Annotated in this window: 11 protein-coding genes; 1 reads left to right on the forward strand and 10 read right to left on the reverse strand. The window is 54.0% G+C overall.

All coding sequences use genetic code 11. The features are described 5' to 3' along the window. Window positions 1-422: 422 nt before the first annotated feature. The 9 genes from A8990_RS15860 to A8990_RS15900 all read right to left on the reverse strand — a co-directional run bounded on the left by A8990_RS15860 (window position 423) and on the right by A8990_RS15900 (window position 15065). Complete coding sequence (locus A8990_RS15860) at window positions 423-1820, reverse strand: MATE family efflux transporter (protein WP_245996050.1); 1398 nt, start codon at window positions 1818-1820, stop codon at window positions 423-425. A gap of 171 nt (window positions 1821-1991) precedes the next feature. Then, window positions 1992-4010 (reverse strand): glutaminase family protein, encoded by a 2019-nt coding sequence (locus A8990_RS15865; RefSeq protein ID WP_245996051.1) that lies wholly within the window; start codon window positions 4008-4010, stop codon window positions 1992-1994. Window positions 4011-4091: 81 nt separating this feature from the next. After that, on the reverse strand, window positions 4092-5930 hold the full coding sequence (locus tag A8990_RS15870) for a PAS domain-containing sensor histidine kinase (protein WP_181909600.1): 1839 nt from the start codon (window positions 5928-5930) through the stop codon (window positions 4092-4094). Window positions 5931-6391: 461 nt separating this feature from the next. After that, window positions 6392-7276 carry a carbohydrate ABC transporter permease gene (locus A8990_RS15875; protein ID WP_116190024.1) on the reverse strand — a complete coding sequence of 295 codons (885 nt, stop codon included), beginning with the start codon at window positions 7274-7276 and terminating at the stop codon, window positions 6392-6394. A 17-nt stretch (window positions 7277-7293) separates the two neighbouring features. Next, a complete protein-coding gene (locus A8990_RS15880) occupies window positions 7294-8202 on the reverse strand; it encodes an ABC transporter permease (RefSeq protein ID WP_245996052.1) in 909 nt (302 codons plus the stop codon). An 85-nt stretch (window positions 8203-8287) separates the two neighbouring features. Then, window positions 8288-10042, reverse strand: a complete 1755-nt coding sequence (locus tag A8990_RS15885) for a type 2 periplasmic-binding domain-containing protein (RefSeq protein ID WP_116190025.1) — start codon at window positions 10040-10042, stop codon at window positions 8288-8290. 198 nt (window positions 10043-10240) lie between these two features. Next, window positions 10241-11014, reverse strand: a complete 774-nt coding sequence (locus tag A8990_RS15890; RefSeq protein WP_116190026.1) for a response regulator transcription factor — start codon at window positions 11012-11014, stop codon at window positions 10241-10243. A gap of 18 nt (window positions 11015-11032) precedes the next feature. Next, a complete protein-coding gene (locus A8990_RS15895; RefSeq protein WP_181909601.1) occupies window positions 11033-12760 on the reverse strand; it encodes a cache domain-containing sensor histidine kinase in 1728 nt (575 codons plus the stop codon). A 184-nt stretch (window positions 12761-12944) separates the two neighbouring features. After that, window positions 12945-15065, reverse strand: a complete 2121-nt coding sequence (locus A8990_RS15900; RefSeq protein ID WP_116190028.1) for a cadherin-like beta sandwich domain-containing protein — start codon at window positions 15063-15065, stop codon at window positions 12945-12947. A gap of 364 nt (window positions 15066-15429) precedes the next feature. Here A8990_RS15900 and A8990_RS15905 point away from each other — a divergent pair, with 364 nt between their 5' ends. Continuing rightward, the gene (locus A8990_RS15905; protein WP_181909602.1) at window positions 15430-16491 is read left to right on the forward strand and encodes a LacI family DNA-binding transcriptional regulator; all 1062 of its coding nucleotides are present in this window, start codon (window positions 15430-15432) and stop codon (window positions 16489-16491) included. A gap of 634 nt (window positions 16492-17125) precedes the next feature. Here the strand turns inward: A8990_RS15905 and A8990_RS15910 are convergent. Next, complete coding sequence (locus tag A8990_RS15910; protein WP_116190030.1) at window positions 17126-18220, reverse strand: AbrB family transcriptional regulator; 1095 nt, start codon at window positions 18218-18220, stop codon at window positions 17126-17128. Window positions 18221-18297: the final 77 nt, after the last annotated feature.

The raw sequence follows: 18297 nt of genomic DNA on the forward strand, positions 1-18297 counted from the left end.
CCATTCGCGGCAAATAGCCGCTGTGACAACCGTTAGCCATTCAAAAGCCACCTTTTTCACGAAATAGCCGCTCCTACATCTGTTAGATCAATTCGTTAACGCCCGGGCTCCGAGAGAGCGTATTTGCTCTCTCGGCGGGCGAAACGCCGGGTTTCTGTGCTGAGAGAGCGTTTTTTGATCTCTCCGCTTCGGAATCGGCCGGGGTTTCGCCTTTTCGGATCTCGAGAGAGCGTATTTGCTCTCTCGGCGGGCGAAATGCTGGTTATTCGTGCTGAGAGTCGGAAAGCCCGGCTGTCGAGGTCCGCATCAGGCATTTTCGCGCGTGAGAGTCGGCTAACCCGACTCTCAACCAAAAAAAAGCGTCCAGCAAGCCACCCCCGTGACTTGCCGAACGCTTCTTCTCGTTTTAAGCCTCTACTGCCCTAGGCAGCATTCACATGCTCGTGACTGATGAGCGACTTACGCGCCCAGATACCGCTCTTCCAACGTGCGAGCATCATCAGTCCCCGCACCCATTCATCGACGGCAAAAGCGATCCAAATGCCGATCAGTCCCATATCGAGATGAATGCCGAGGTAGTATGCGAGCGGCACGCAGATGCCCCACATGGAGCAGATGCCCATGAGGACCGGGAACTTCGCGTCGCCGGCTGCGCGGAGCGAGTTGATGACGACGATGTTGAAGACGCGCCCCGGCTCGAGAACAATCGAAACGAGCAGGATGCTGGCGCCAATGGCGATGACATCCGAATTGTTCGTAAACATGCCGAGAAGCTGATAGCGGAACAACGCCGCGACCGTCACCAAACCTGCCGTTAATCCAATGCTCAGCTTCAAGCTTCGCAGCAAGCGGAAGAAGGCCACCTTCTTCTCGCCCGCGCCGACCATATGGCCGACGATAATTTCCGTCGCCATTCCGATCGCCATCGACATCGCCATGAAATACGCCGTGATGTTGTACACATAGACATGGGCGCTCAGCGCTTGCTGGCCGATCATGTTAATGAACACCATAATCATCATCAGCTGCGACTGCCATGCGAGATGCTCGCCTGCGGACGGCAGCCCGATGCCGAGGATTTTCGAAGCATGCTGCTTCTCGAAACGGAAGTAGTCCTTCAAACGAATCTTGCTTGGCACTGTGCGGTACAATAGCAATAGCAAGACAAGAACGCCGATCGCGCGGCTCACAATGGTAGACACCGCCGCACCGGTAACGCCCCATTCCGGGAATCCGAAATGTCCGAAGATAAGCAGGAAGTTACCTGCCACATGCAGCAAATTGACGCCGAACGTGACGTACATAACGCCTCTCGTATTGCCATTCGCCCGAATGATCGACGCGATGGCGTAAGAGAGCGCCTCAATCCAGATGAATCCGCCAATCAGTCTCAAATACTTGTTCGCAATGGCGACCTGCGCCGGATCCAGATTCATCAGCTCAAGCCCCTGCTTACTGAAGCAGAAGAGCACCGCACTAATCGCAAGGCCGAATATAAACACCATCGTCATCGCCTGCGCCGATATGCGGCTCGCCGTTTCCTTCTGCCCAGCACCCAGATACTGCGTCACCGCTACGCTTGTGCCGATCGCAACAAACCCGAACATCGTCGCGCAGAAAATAATCATTTCATTCGCAAGTCCCACCGCACCGGCGACTTCATCCGAAATGCGGCTTAACATAAACACGTCTGCTGTACCCAGCATCATGCGCAGAACGGAATCGACCAGAATCGGCCACGCCAGCGCGAACAGGCTGAGCTTGCGCCAAGTCGGCAGCGCTCCCGCCTGCTGTTCTCCTACTCCTACTCCCATGCTCATCTTGCTTTTCTCTCTCCTATCTTATGCTTCCGTGTCTGATCTATCATGTCTTCAGCTATTATCCCACCTGCCGCCATCTGCTGTCTAATGGAAGTATCCGCTTATAATGCGCGGAAACATGAAGAAAGACGGCGCAAATCGCTGATTTACGCCGCCTCTCGGGCGAATTCCCTATAATTGCATAGTTCCTTTGTCCTTCAGTACCTTCATGAAGATGCCGCCAACGACGCTGCGATGTTGGAAGTTCAGCTGCCGTGTCGTGATTGTATCCGTCCAATCCGAGAACGGCACACGGTCCGGCGTGTCGTTCAACATAAGCCAGATCGGCTCAACGAGCGCCGTGAAGTCGCTGCCTTGCTCCGCGAGCGCAGCCGACCATACAAGCCAATCGGACTTCGTATAGGTCGCGCGGCTGTCGAGTGGCGTGCCGTACTTGTTGCTCTGCTTCAAGTACCAAGCCACTTCCTTGCGAATCATATCGCGGTCGAACAGATTCGTGCCGAACAGCACATCCCAGATTAAGTTATATTTCAAGCTCCAAGTGCCTTCGTTCTCCTGGCCAAAAGCAAGCTTCGTATGATCGCCATCCGCTGCGAGCTCGCCCCACTTCGCAGCCATGTCCTGCGCCGCGCTGCGGTAACGGGCTGATTCCTCCGCTTCCCCTTGCAGCTGCTTCAGAATAGCATAGCTGGCAACGCCCATAATCGCTTTCACGGACAGGTTCGCATTGCGGGCAAGATGGCCGGCAAAATCATCCGTGCACAGCTGATTCTCCGGATCGAGGCCATGCTCCAGCAGGTACGATGCCCATTCGCCGAGCAGCGTCATGTGATCGAAGATATACTCGCGGTTCCCGCCGGCGAGGCAGACGGCCGCCGCCATAACGAGCATATTGCCGCATTCCTCAACCGGCATCTGTCCTTCGCGCGCGTTTTCGCTGTAGACTTGACCGTTGCCGATTGGATATTGGCCAATGTCATGCGGCGCGAACTCGAACGGCCACGCATCGGTCTGCGAATATTTCAAAATCGGGCGAATCATGCCCTCGACAAGCGCCGGGTTGTACAGCAGGTAGAGCGGAATCGATGGATAGCTGACATCGACCGTCGCCATGCAGCCGTTGCTGTAGCATTCCTTGGACAGGAACAGCAGTGCTCCGTCCGTATCGGTCACCAGCTTATGCGCGGCGATGGACTGCCGGTACGACAAGGCGAGTAGATCAGCGTAGCGCGCGCCGCCTGCCTTCTCGCCATCTTCGAGCAGCTGTCGGTCGAATGCCGCGCACCGCTCGCGCAGCGAATCATACTCCGCGAAGGCTGCTGCGAGCATCTCTTCCGCGCCTTGACCATTCCTGCGCCAGTACGCCTGCAGCCGGTCGCCGAAGTACTCGACGGCATAGACGTCATCGTATGCGAGAACAGCCAGATGGCTGACCGGGGACGCGCCGACGCTGCCGCTGCCAAACACAACCGCCATCACCGGGCTGGCATCCGCCACCACCTGTGCCGCCGGCGCATCCGAAGGCTCGCCCTTCAGCTGCTCGCCCCGGGCGAAGCGCTTGCGCAGATCGTCCGAGCCCGCATACATCCGGGCCGAATCCGAGCGCTTCGCCGCCAAATAGAAATAGCCCCAGTCGATGCGGTGGTCGTCGCCCGAACGGTTCATATAAGCTTGCTGCTCGTGGCTCATGCGCAGCGCCAGCAGCTCGCCGCTGTCCGCGGATTCACATCGGACCGCTTGTTTCGGAGAATCGACGCACCATTCGCCCGTCACGTCGTAATACAGACTCAGTTCATGCTCGTTTCCGTCTATCGACTTCGCTTCGAATGATACATAGGAAGCCGGACGCGACAGCACATCGAGATCATCCAGCAGCAGCGGCGACAAGAACCGCACCGACAACTCGATGCCTCCCGCTTCGAACGTGTACACCGTGCTAAGCGGCGTAACGATTACACCGGTCTGCTCCATCGCTGACGGCTCCGTATAGTACCGATCTGCCCGCGGCTCTACTTTGCCGGCGAAGCGCCATACTTTCCCATCGATACGCACGAGGCCGGTCATCGCATGGCGCTGGCCGGTCCAATGTCGCGTATAATCGTCCGTCAGGCGGTCAGCCGCAGACCAGACGCTGAAATAAGGATCAACTGTAACTAGAGGAACGGAAGAAGGGCGAATGGCACGCATCATTTGAACATCCTCTCGATCTAATATATATTTTATATAATATATATAGATTAAATCGTATATATAACGATGTCAATGCACAAATCAGCGTGCTCTACCTTTGAATGGCAGGACCACATCAACCGTCGTTCCTAGGCCGAGCTCACTCTCGATGCTGATCTTCCCGCCATGCTCCTTCACGATTTTGTAGCAGATCATAAGGCCAAGCCCCGTCCCCTTCTCTTTCATGCTGTAGAAAGGCTCCCCGAGACGCGCTATGCGGTCCGCAGGAATGCCGCAGCCATGGTCGGTGACACGAATGGAGACATGGCGCTCGTCCCTTTGTGTGATGATAATCTCGATTTGACCGCCGGCACTCATCGCCTCGATCGCATTCTTCACCACATTAATAAACAGTTGGATGAGCTGATTCTCATCGCATTCCACATCCGGAACGTCCGCCTCTGTCTCCAGGTGAATTTGCACATTGTTCATGAGCGCAAGCGGATAGAGCAGCGAGGCCACCTGTGCCAGGACAAGCTCCATCCGGTGCAGCTTATAAGACATCGACTGCGGCTTCGCGACAGACATGAACTGGCTTGTAATCCATTCCATCTGCTCGATCTCGCCTCGCATGACATCCAAATACCAATTGTTCTTCTCCGTAGTCTGGCTGTTCAGCAGGGAGATGAACCCTTTGATCGTCGTCAGCGGATTGCGAATCTCATGGGCAATGCCTGCCGCCAGCTGACCGACAACAGCGAGCTTATCCGACGTCCGCAGCAGCTCCTCCGTCCTCTTCAGCTCGGTTATATCGCGCCCGATCGTCAGCAGGCCGTGGCGACGCCCGTCCTCATGGAAGAGCGGCACCTTCACAATGTCGTAGATTTTCTCTTCGCCGCTTTCGCCTAGCTGATGGTTCGTGATCAATCGCTCCGCTCGAACGACCGTTCTTCGCGCCCATGCAACTTCGTCTCCCTGCGCCGACAGCAGGAAGGCATCGCGCAGATGAGGACACTTCTCCGCCAGCTCCAGATCCGTGAACCCTTTATAGCTGTCCTTGTCCAATTGAATCGTCGCGAGCGCAATCTGATTCGCTTCGATCCATCTGCCTTCGCCGTCCTTGAAATAGACAAGGTCTGGCATCGCATTGATGACGATCCGCAGCCGATTCTCGCTCTCTTGCAGCGCTTCGATCATTCTTCGGCGTTCCGTAATATCCTTCGAGATGAGGACGATCGCTGCCGCGTTACCTTTGCTGTCCAGCAGCGGGGAGGCATAGTTGCTCACGATGATAGGGCTGCCGTCCTTTCGCAGCCTCTCCGCCTCATATGAAATGACCTGCCGAGAGGCAAGCACCCGGTCGCGAATGGCTTCCTTCTCGCTTTTCCGATGCTCGGGAATGGTCGGGATCTGGAAGCCGATAATCTCTTCCTCCCGCCAGCCGAAGATGTTCTCGAACGCTCTATTCATCCGCAGCACATGCAGGTTCGTATCCAGCACAAGACAAGCTTCCTCGACATTGTCGATATAGAAGCTTAGCTGCCCCCTTGTCAGCTGCAAATCATCAGATAGCTGCTCGCTTGCGGCAGACTCGCGAAGTTGTATGTAAATGCCAGCAATCATTCCGTCTGTAAAGAAAGGAAATCCGCTTAGCTGCAGAGCAAGTCTTCTTCCTTCCCGGTGCATCATCACGAGGACACATTTACGATGAACGCCATCTGCCGCCACGTCAGCAAACAGCTGCCGATATTCCGCACGGCATTCGGAAGTCATCAAGCTGTTCATTTCCATTCCGCGAAGCTCGTCCGCCTCGTATCCTAACAAGTGCACGGCAGCCGAATTGATTTCTACAAGCACACCATCCAAGTTAAGAGCAAGAAGAGCTTCCGGATTGTGATCGAACAGCGACCTGTATAGGGATTGATTATCAATATTCGCCATAGCTCCTCCAACATTGTGTCGCTTCATCATAGGTTTATAGTTCTTTTATACCATAAACGTTTACATTGGTTGATGCACTTTTCCAATATTAGGGCGCTACGACTTCTAACGGTTGTCACAGCGCCTATATCGCTCCGAGAGGTCAACTACATTTTCTAACGGTTGTCAGCGCGCCTATTTGGTGGTTTTCTGCTCAAAATCAACCCATTTGCAGCAAATAGCCGCTGTAACAACCGTTAACATTTCAAAAGCCGCACTTTTCACGAAATAGCCGCTCCTTCAACCGTTAGAGCAAATCGTTGATACCCCTAGCGGCACGGTTCACAAAAACCGGATCGCCTTTGCTCCCGCTCCCGCCCTTCCCCTGCCATGAGGCCTCTTTGGCGCGCCATCCCAAAACGAAAAACCGCCCAACAAGTCAACGCATCGCTGCATGACTTATTGAACGGTCCTATAAGCTGCTATTCCTTCACCGAGCCTAACATAATACCGCTAATAAAATATTTCTGCATGAACGGATATACGATCAGAATCGGAATCATCGTAACGACAAGCTTCGCTGCAGTAAGGCTGCGGTTGGAGACGGCGAGCAAGCTCTTCACCTGCTCGATGTCGCGAATCGTCGTGTCATAGCTGACGACGAGCTGCTGAATGTATGTCTGAAGCGGATAATCGCTCGTCTGAATCGCATAGATGAGACCATCGTAATAAGCGTTCCAGTTGCCGACGACGACGAACAGTGCAATCGTCGCCATAATGGGCATCGACAGAGGCACGTAGATTTGGAGCAATCTGCGCCATGGTCCCGCGCCATCCATGCTCGCCGACTCCTCGAGCTCCGACGGGATGCTTCGGAAATAGTTAATCATGAGAATGATGTAGAACTGGCCGACAGCACCCGGAATGACGAGCGCCCAAATCGTGCCGAGCATATGCATATCCTTGACGGTGAAGAACATCGGGATCGTGCTCGGTCCGAACAGCATCGTGCCGATAACCGTCCACATGTAGATGTTCCGAGAGCGGAACGCTTTGGTCGTCTTGGAGAGCGGGTAGGATGCGAGCACGACGAGCACCATGTCAATGACGAGCGCAAGCAAAACACGTTCAAATGAAACGCCGGCCGCCGTTAGTATCGCATGGTCCTTGAATATGGTGATGTACGTATTCCAGCTCAGCCCGAGCGGGTAGATCGTCACAAGCCCTGCAGTTGCCTTCGCGCTGTCACTGAGCGAGATGGAGAAGATGTTAAGCAGTGGAATGAGCGTAATGACAGCCAGAAAGGTCAGGATAGCATATACGACCGTATTAATTGCGATATCCTCTCGGGTTAACTTAATCCCCACTGTTATTCACCTCCGCCTTAGAAGACCTTGTATTCGCCATATTTTTCAGCCAGCCATTGCGAGATCAGAATGAAGATGAAAGCGACTGCCGAACGGAACAGGCCCACCGCCGTCGCGAATTCGTACTGATTGCTCTGGAAGCCCATCCGGTAAATATACGTGTCGTAAATGTCGGCGACCTGATACACGAGCGGGTTGTACAAGTTGAAAATCTGGTCGAAGCCGCCGCTCAGGATGCCCTGCAAGCTCAATATGAGAATTAACACAACCGTGCCTTTAATGCTCGGCAGCGTAATGTTCCGAAGTTTAGCCCACCGTGAAGCGCCGTCTACATCGGCCGCCTCGTACAGGTTCGGATTGATGCTCGTCAGCGCCGCCAGAAACACGATGGCGTTGAACCCGAAGCCCTTCCATACATCTGTTACATACACGATGATCATGAACCAGACGTTGCTGTTGAAGAACATGACCGGCTCGCCGCCCGTCAGCTTATGAACGACGCCGTTGACCATCCCGTCGATGGAGAAGAAATCTTTGAAAATACCGGCCATGATGACCCACGAAAGGAAGAAAGGCAAGTAGACGATCGTCTGCACCGATCGTTTGAACCATCTTCTCTTGATCTCATGCAGCAGAAGCGCGAACGCCAGCGCACACGAGACATTGAGAATGATCTTAACCACCGAGATGGTGATCGTATTAATCGTGATCTGTTTAAACTCCGGAATTTGAAACAGCATCTTGAAATGATCGAGACCCGCCCACGGAGATCCCCAAATGCCTGCAATCGGGTCAAAATATTTGAAAGCCATAATCGAACCGAGTGTAGGATAGATGCTGAATATAGCCAAGATGACGATGCTCGGAAAGAGCATAAAGTGATAATGGATCGTTTCCTTGTTGCGCACTCTGCCACTTGCTTTCACTTGAAGTTCACCTCAGTTCATATCAAACAAGTGCCGAGACGCTGCAGCTGATGACTTGCTTCGCTCAGCACTTGTTTGTGATCCGTTACTTGCCTACAATATCGTTCACTTCCGCCGTAATATCTTTGCCGCCCATGTTGTTCCACAGCTCTACGAACTTGTCGAACTCATCCACGGATTTCTTGCCTGTAATGATCTCGAGGAACGTCTTCTTCTCCAGGTCGTCCAAGGACGCCTTCTTCTTCTGCATCAGATCCGTCGAACCGATGAACGCTGGCAGCGTCTGCTGAACCGGATTCTTCACAAGGCCAGCCGCGCCAATGGCGAACTGGTTCGCAAGGCTCCATAGGCCCATATCCGCAAATTTGTCCGTTGCCTTGTTGAAGTTCAGGATGGAAGTCGCTTGCACCTTCGTCTCTGGATCTGCATCTTCCATCTTCGTCTTGCCGTTGATAACGTCCATAATGGCATTGTAGCGGACCGAAATTTCATGCGGATCCTTCGCACTCACGCTTACCGGCAGCAACGGCATCTTCGCGTTCAAGTACTTCGCGCCGTCGTCGATCGTCAGCTTGTTGTACCAGTCCAGCTTCTTCGTGTTCGCTTCTTGGGCGTAGTTCAGCATCTTCATGATTGCTTCAGGATGCGAGAAGCCCTTCTTCACGACAACGAAGGAACGTACGGTGCCATAGCCCTTCGCATGCGCGATGCCGTCAACACCCTTCAGTACAGTCGCTTGCCAATTTGCATTGTGATCGTTCTTCACGGAATCCGGCAGCGGATACCATGTGGACCACCATGCGCCTTCGAACACGCCTGCTTTGCCCTTCGCGATCGGTTCGACCGCTTTGTTGCTGTCATTCATAATGAAGTCCTGAGCGATAAGGCCGTCTTTGTACCACTTCGCAAGACGCTCCAGCGCGCCCTTCATCTCTGGCTGTACGGAGCCGTAGCCTACGCTGCCGTCTGCCGTTCTGATCCATTGGCCCGGGTACGAGTTGTACGCACCGAAGACGAAGTCGAAGGAAGCGGTGTCTGCTCCGAAAATATTTTGCTGCGACGGAAGCACGCCTGCACCGAATTTATCTTTGAATGCTTTCAATGTTGTCTCTACATCATCGAGTGTTTGCGGTTCTTTCAGCCCAACCTGGTCGAGCCAATCCTTACGCGTCCAGATGACCGGAATCGCAGTCTCCACGTCGGCGATCGACGGAATCGCGTACAGCTTGCCGTCCGAGGATACGGACTTCAACGCGTCCGGTCCGCCAAGTGCGATGCTGTCCTTCAAGTTCGGGGACGCATAATCGTTATACACTTGCGTCAGGTCTTCAATCATGTCCGCCTTGATCAGCTTCTTCAGGATGCTGAGTCCGTTCGGGTCAACGCTGATGGACAGAACGTCCGGGATGTTGTTCGCCGCGATCAAGAGGCTGATCTTCTGCTCGAACGCGAAGTTCTGATCGCTTGTCGACCAGGCCATTTTCGGCTTCACGTTCAGGTTCTGCTCGAACCACTTCTCAACATCGTTGTTCTCGAAGCTCTCGCCTGCAGGCGGCTTCGTTTCCGCAGAGAGCGAGATGCCTGTCGTGAACTCGACCATCTCCGACATCTTGCTGAACGGATCGGGCTTCTCAGCGGGCGCAGTCGTATTCGCCGCCGCATTGTTCGAACTCCCCGTATTGCCGCTGCTGTTCGTCGAATTAGCCGCTTGCGCATTATCAGCCGTATTGCTTTCCTTTGTATTGCTCGCGTCGTTGCTAGAGTTGCCGCAAGCTGCGCTTGTCAACATTAGTGCGGTGACCAGTGATACAGATGCTACTGCTTTTAATTTCTTTTTCACCCTGAATCCCCCTCAGCCCTGAATAAGATGACTTGCTTGATTTCTATACTAAGCGAAACGAGGAAGATCGCGGGATAGACGATCTTCCTCTTCTGATAGGAGTCTGGTAATCAATTGAACGCGTTTACATGACAACATTCCTACTAACTGATGAAAAGTTTCCCTTGTGTATGAAAGCGTTTGCGAACATGCGAACATTTATCGATTTCGCTCCCGATATTCCGATGGCGTCATGCCATTCAGCTCCCGAAACAGCTTGCTGAAATACTTCTCGTCCTGGAAGCCGAGCTGGTCCGCAATGACATAGATCGGCTTCGCCGTCTTGCGCAGCAGCGCCTCCGCACTGCTCATCTTGAGCCCTCGCAAGTAATCGCTGAACGGCGTTCCTGTGATGTCCTTGAAGCAGACGCTGAAGTACCCTCTGCTCATATTGACCGCCTTCGCCACTTCCTCTTGATTAATGCCGTCAAACAAATGATCGTTCAAGTACTGAATCGCATTGTTAATGCTGGCAACAACCTCGTCCGAGTAACGCTTCCCCTGCTCATTCACAAAAGCCGGCGCCGGAACGAAGCTCCCCCGCTCCTTGCTGTCATGCCGGATTCGCGCGGAGATCCGTTCAAGCACATCATCCAGCGTCTCCTTCTCAAGCTGCGTCTTCACAATATAATCAATCGCACCGAGGCGCATCGCATCCTGGATATAGTTGAAATCCTGATGGCAGGTCAACACGACGACCCTCAGGTCCGGGTAAGCATCCCGCGTCGCCTTCATCAGCTCAAAGCCGGACATGCCGGGCATCGTCAAGTCCATAAAAGCAATATCGACGCGATTGTTCGCCAGAAACTCGAGTGCCTTCTCGCCGCCGCTTGCTTCTCCCACGATTTTAAAGCCGAATTTCTGCCAAGGAAGTACGGATATGAGTCCTTTTCGCACGAATATTTCATCGTCCACAATTAACGTTTTGATCATCGCGATTCCCCCTCAGGTTCATGCCCGGCTTATCGGAAGCGTAAGCTTGAAGGTCGTTCCTTGATCCTTCTCGCCCCTAATCTCCATCGAAGCCATGCTGCCGTAATTGACTTCAAGCATATACCGGACATAGCTTAAGCCGATGCCCATGCCGACCTTCTTGTGCGCATCTGCCTGCGGCTCCAGCAGCCGCTCGATCTCCTGTTCCGTCATGCCTGCGCCGTTATCCTGCACCGTAATAGTCAGCTTGCCTGCTTCCTCGTATGCGCGTATCTGGATATAACCGCTCTCGTCCTTCAGTCCGTGGTAGATCGCATTCTCCACAATCGGCTGCATAATAAACCGCGGCACCGCTACATCGCCAAGCTCCGGGTCGACCTTAATCTGCACGTCAAAATGGTACGCATACCGGATACGCTGCAAGTCGACGTAGTTCTGAAGCGCCTCCGCTTCCTCGCTCAAGGAGACGATACCGCCTTCCTTGCCAAGGTTGTAATGCAGCACTCGCGTGAACAGCGCGACAAGCCGGTCGATCTCGTCCTGCCCGTTCATCCGCGCCAGCCACTGCACCGTATTGAGCGTATTGTGCAAGAAATGCGGGTTGATCTGATGCAGCAGTTTCTCCACCTCAATGACCCGTTTCTTGCGTTCCTTCTCCTCAAGCTCTACGAACAGATCTGAGATTTTATCCTTCATATCGTGAAATTGAATGAGCAGGCTGTCGAACTCGATGATGCCCGTCCTCTTCAACTCGGAGTTGAATTTGTTATGCGACATCAGACTGATCTCGCGATGAATCGTACGCAGCGGTCTGTAGACGATCCGCCAAATGGATAGACCGAGAAGCAAGCTGATCGCAATCGACAGCGCCGCCAGCAGCGCAAACTTGCCGAACCACTTGCGCACGTCCGAGCTGTACGCCTTCGTCTTGACGGCAGATAGAATGTACCAGCCCTGCTCGCCCTTCTCTGCGAAGACATAGTAGCCTTTCTTAATGGAGTCGGATTTGCCCGTCTCGTTCAGCTTGCTGATTTCCACATAGGAGCCGAGCGGAAAATCCTTCTGCCCTTGGCTGTACATGATCTTGCCCTGTGAATTAAGCATAATGGAAGTAACAGCGAGCTTGTACTGCTGAGACTTTAGCAAATCCTCAAACAATTTAATGCTCGTCTCCATATAGACGTAGAGATCTGCGCCTTCAATGAGATTCACTTTGCGTGCGACAGAGAACACGTTGCTGTCCTTGGTTGATTTCATCGTCTGATGCGGTCCGTAGAAGGTGGCATTAATGCCGCTTGCAAGCGCAGGGAGGTTCGTTAAACGGAACCCGTCCTGCACGCTCTGATTCTCAAACATGACCTGATGCTTATTCGCGTAGTAGAAGAAAATAAGTCCGATATCCGGTTTCGCCGCGTTGATGAGCGAGATGCTCTCGATTACCGCTTTCTTCTTCTCGTATTTGGTGAGAATATCTTTCGTCTCGATATACGTCTCGATATCGTCGGCCACTCGGCCGTTGTACATCGCCAGCTGCAGCGCCGAATCTTCCAGATTCGAAAATACATTGCTAAGGCTGATCTGGATCTGCTTCATATTGCTGCGGATACCGTCGTCAATATTGTTGTTCAACAAGGAAATCATAGAGATATAGGAGATATAACCGATCAGGGCAAGAGGAATGATCGAACTGAGCACGAGGAAGAAATAGGCTCTGTTCTTGAGCGAGTACGATGATTTGGGTAGCAAAATTCGGTTGTCCCCCCACGGCAGCACGAGCCAAAATCTTTTGCGCATTTACATTTCTGTCTGATTTTTCATTATTTTACGTAATCGGTCCGCTTCCCGTCAATCGATTCCTCTATTCTATGACTATTGAAGGCCGGCCCGGCAGTCAATTAAGACGTTCGGACCAGCCTTCCTTGTGCAAGAATTAGTCGCGTGTTGGGATTACGATGATGCTGTACGTTTGCTCTGTGCCGTCTTCCGCCTTCACGCGCACCGTGACCGTATTCGCGCCTTCCTTCAGCTTCTTCACGTTCTTCTTCAGCTTCGTGCCGCCATCCACTGTAACCGTCGATTTGGCATCCGCAGCCGTTGCCGTTACGGTGACTTCCTTCGTCTTGAATGGCACTTGTACGCTGTAGTTTAACGTGTTCGCCGCAAAGCCTGGGATTGTTGCGCCGTCGATCTGCAAGTCGCTTAGATCAGCATTGTTCGAGCGAATTGGCGGGAATACAAGGTCAGGATGCTGGCTGTAGAAGCTGCTTGCCGCAGGACCCACCTTCGCCAGGTCGCCGAGCCAGTCAACGTCGTTGGACGTCCAAGGCATCATCCCCTGCCAGCCGTTCGCATACGCGCTGAAATAATCCTGCTCCAGCGTATGCCCTGCCGTGCCAAGTGCCGCCGTCTCGCCGATGACGCTCGGACGGTCTGCACTAAGACCGAATTGTTCAGGCGTCATATACATCGGAACGCCCCAGTATTGTCCCATCCAGTCGTAATAGTGCGGTGCCCAGAAGTCCAGCTTCGCCAGCGGGTTGCCGCCTGCTGCGCCCATTAGCTCCGCATCGCCGACTTTGTTGCCTTGGCAGCCTTCCGTACATGTGCCGCTGTTGTATTTGACCATCGCCATGCCGACCGTCGTCAGCACCTTGCTGTTCTCATGAACCGCCACGCTCATCTTCGCGAACAGCTTCTGCAGCTGTTCCCAAGGCAGCTTGCTCTCCTCGTACACCCAATCCGGCTCGTTCATGAAGTCGATCGACCACAGATAAGGGTTAGCTTTGTAGCGGTTCGTGAACGGAATGACGTAGTTGTTCACGTAGGAATCGATGTTATCGTCGTTCATCAGCATGTTGCGCCAGCTGGTATAGTTCGGATGCGCGTCCTTCATATGGTCGAACGACATCAGCGTCGCCATAATGTAGACGCCGTGCTTTTGCGCGAGGTAGAACAGGCTGTCTAGATCATTCCAATGCGCCGCTGTTGCGCCGGATACATGACCGGACTCATCGATATCGATACCCACTTCGCCGTTGCTCGTAATCCAGACGCGCGTCGCGTTGACGCCATTATCATGAAGCTGTCCGAAGTGCGTATCCCAGAAGCTGTAATCGAAGTCGCCGCCAAAATCATTCCAGTTATCCCAAGGCGTATTCGCCCCGTTGAACCAGATCGGCTCATGGCCGGCATAGAAGTTTGTGCCCTGCACGAAGATACGGTTGCTGCCACCGCCAGGGAGATCGCGGATCAGCTTGATGGTGTACGTTTGCGTCGTTTGGTCCTTCGCCGTCACGAGCACAGACACTTCATTCTCGCCTACCGCGAGGCTGCCGCCGCCGCTCACTGCCGCTGTTGCTTCAGGATCCGATGTGGTCGCGGTAATGGCTGCAGCCGTCGCACCGTTCGGAACATGCGCGATATAGGAGAGCTTCTTATCCGAGAAGCCGGCTACGGTTACGCCGTTCACGCGAAGGTCGCTCAGGCTTGCAGGGCTTGGCGTCTCGACAGGCGCGCCGCCGACAAGAGCGATGCTGTCGATATAGATGCTGCCGTTGAAATCGCCGCTCGTCTGCAGCTGCACGCCAAGCTCGTTAAACGGATTCGCCGCGGACGCCGGAATCGTAAGCGCAAGCGTGTTCCAGCTGTCCTTTGCCAGACTGCTGTAGGAAACGAGCGAACCGGTCCAGGACCAGTTTTTGTCCATCATATAGGGCTGAACGCCTGCGATATTCGCATTGCTCGGCACCCAGATATGAAACTCGTAGGTGCTCCCCGCCGTAAGTCCCGCAGGATTGCCCAGCTTCGCAAAAGGGCTAGTCGATGCGCCTGTTACATTTACGCTCATCTTCAGCGATTGCGCGCCTGCGTAAGACTGCTCGCTGCTGGAAGAGAGCGATGCACCGCCTGCTCCTGTAAAGTTTTGCGTGCCATTCTCGAAATTGAATAAAGCCTGGTCGCTGGCTGCTTCAGCGCCTGCAGGTACGGCAATCATTGCCGCGATCATGCTCATAATCAGTAATAGTGCGGCCAATCGGCGAATTCTATACATGTTCACGTTCACCTCTGAAATAGATTTAAGCGCTTTCAAAATTGCTGCAATACTGAAGCTTCTTTCTGCTTAATCTGGGGCGTGTACTTGTGACAGAGTTGGAAACATTCCACCGTTTCGTGTACCGAAGATCCTCCTTCTTCCGAGAGTTTTGTAACCTTAAAATGTTACATTTCTTAATATTATGTAATATTTTCCTTCGGATTTGATTATAATGCACCTACAAGCCTTCTGTAAATATGACATTTGTTTATTTTAGTTCTCAGTTTGTAACATTACATTTTTGGTATTTTGTTTATTGACAAAACGAGTCGCTATTCTACAATTGAATCAAGGACTCTATTATGAATAAGGATTGATACGTTTGAGCAAAAAGGTGACGACCCACGATATTTCGTTAAGTCTCGGCCTTTCCCGAAACACCGTATCCAAGGCGCTTAACGACCATCCCAGCATAACGAATGAAACGAAGCAGCGCGTCATCGAGCAGGCTATAGCGATGGGCTATAAGAAAGTGAAGCAGTTTGCTGCCGCACAGTCGCAGTCCTCCGAGCCTTCGCCTGGCAAGCCGCAGAACATCGCTTATATTACGAAGCACCAGCTGCATCACGGCACCGGATTCTGGATGAACGTCATGAGCGGCGTGGAGCAAGTTGCGAGCAGCGGCGGCTATGAGCTGAAGATTAGCTTCGTTAAGAATGAAGATATCGATTCGCTCGTGCTTCCTGCCGTATTGACGAGCGGCGATATTGCCGGCTTCATCGTAGCCGGCAGCATGGACAAGCCCTACACAGAGAAGCTTCTCCAGCTTCCGATTCCGAAAGTATTTATTAACATTAATCCTGAGCTGCCGCTATCCGGCCTTCAGACAGACGTCGTCTTCATGGAGAACGAGGACAGCATCTACCAGATCACACGCCAGCTTATTGCAGCGGGTCACCGGAAGCTCGGATTTATCGGCGACATCGGCTCCTGCCGCAGCTTCATGGAGCGCTGGTTCGGCTTCCAGCGCGCGCATTTCGATGCAGGGCTGTCCGTGAATCCGGCTTATTGCATCACATCGGCAAGCGCGGACGGCTTCCAGCATTACGAGGGGTTCACGCGCTCGCTGAAGGAAATGGCAGAGCTGCCTACCGCGTTCGTCTGCGTGAACGACAAAATCGCGCTTAACGTCATTAAGTATGCCGGCGAGATCGGCAAATCCATCCCGGGCGACCTCGCCGTCTCCGGGTTTGACCAGATCGAGGAAGCCGAATTCCTCGGCTACACGATGACCACCGTCGCGCACGACGAGCATCAGCTCGGCCTGCGGGCGACGGAGCAATTGCTGCAGCGGCTAAGCAAGCCGGGCCGCGCATACGAGACGGTCCGCCTCGCGACGAAGGTCGTGTTCGGCGAGAGCACGATGGCGAGTGTGAAGGTATAGGAAGACGGCCATGGAAGCGCGGGTTGCGCTGGCATGGCCGTTTTTTGGGTTTGTGGGGTGAGACGGCGGCAGGTGGCGGGGACCTGCCGCGAGCGGGGATCAGAGTCGGTTCTTCCGACTCTCGGGTTGTTTTTAGTCCTGCTTCGAGACTGAGAGTCGGATTTTCCGACTCTCGGGCATACAAAGCACCGATTTATTGGGCATTTCTTTACCGAGAGTCGGATTTCCCTACTCTCAGCTTGTCTTTCGCCTCGTGGCGGGACCGAGAGGCGGATACTCCGACTCTCGGGTACACGTCATACGAACTGAGAGATCGTATACGTTTCTCAGCGGCAGAAATCCGGTTACTTGGTGCCACTCCGGCAGTGAGAGACCGTATATGGCTCTCTCAGCTGGATTTTCGCCATTTTCGAATGCTGAGAGAGCGTATTTCGCTCTCTCGGCGGCCGAAACCGGGTTACTTGGTGCGACTCCGGTGGCGAGAGACCGTATATGGCTCTCTCACCTGGTTTTTCGCCATTTTCGAATGCTGAGAGAGCGTATTTCGGTCTCTCAGCAGCGAAAAAAGCCGAATCGACACCAGATCGATTCAGCTCTTTCAATTCAGCTCAGCCAAGCGCGACCACTAATCGCTCTACCCTCCGCTCGCGCCCCGCTTAAGCGAGCGGCGGAACAACAGCCGCAGCAGCGGCGGGATTGCGAAGAAGATAAAGAACGTCCGGAACAGCTGGTATCCCGCGACCATGGACAAGTCGGCATCGATCTCGTGCGCGATGATGCCCATCTGGTCCATGCCGCCCGGCGCCAGGCTCAGCAGCGCCGTTGGCAGCGATACCGAGTGCAGCTTCGTCAGCAGCAAGCCGAAGCCCCACGCGCCGACGATCAGCAGCAGCCCGCTGCCAAGCGCGAGCGAGATCGTCCGCACCTTATGCTCCAGCTGCTCGGGCTTCAGAAGCAGCCCGACGTACGCGCCGATCATAAGCTGGGCCGCATCAATGAACAGCGCCGGCAGGCCCGGTCCCGCAAGGCCGCTCAGCTGCAGCACCGCGGTGCCAAGCGCGGGGCCGAGCAGGTACGCGGTCGGGAAGTTAACCCGCGCGCCAAGCAGCGCGCACAATACCGCCACCGGCGCGAACCATAGCATGCCGGGGAACAGCCCGCTCCACGTCGCAGCCGCGTGGTGCAGCGCCCCAGCCCCGTCAGCTACGCTAGCCGAAGCGCCGTGCGCGCCGCCTCCGAAGAGCGGGCTGAACACCACAATCGGAATGCACACAATAATCATCATCAGCCGGATGACTTGGGTGACCGTGACGATTGTGACATTGACGCCTTCGGTTTCCTCCGCCAGCGCCAGCACCTGTGTCAGCCCCCCGGGCACACTGCCGAGCAGGGCGGTTTTGAAATCCGTGCCCGACAGCTTCGCAACGGTGAACGCCATGCCTGCGCAAAACAAGAGCAGCAGCACAATCATCAGCATCATCGTAAGCAGCTGATGGGACATTTCCGCAAGCGCCGAGGCTGTCATGGAGAGCCCGATCGTATAGCCGACAATGATCATCCCCGCATTCCTTACGGAGGACGGCCATTTGTACGCCGACGCCGGAGCTCTGCCGAATATTTTCGAACCAATCAAGACTGCCAGCATCGGCCCGAGCAGCCACGGAATCGGCGCATGCAGCAGTTTAAACAGCACGCCGCCAAGCAGCGCAGTTAATAACGTCTTCCCCATAAACCAAACACCTTCTCACGTACATCAATTCCTACTAACCATACTACGACTCCGCCGATAAAACAAAAAAAATCGTC

Source organism: Paenibacillus taihuensis, from assembly GCF_003386535.1.
GTDB lineage: Bacteria > Bacillota > Bacilli > Paenibacillales > Paenibacillaceae > Paenibacillus_Z > Paenibacillus_Z taihuensis.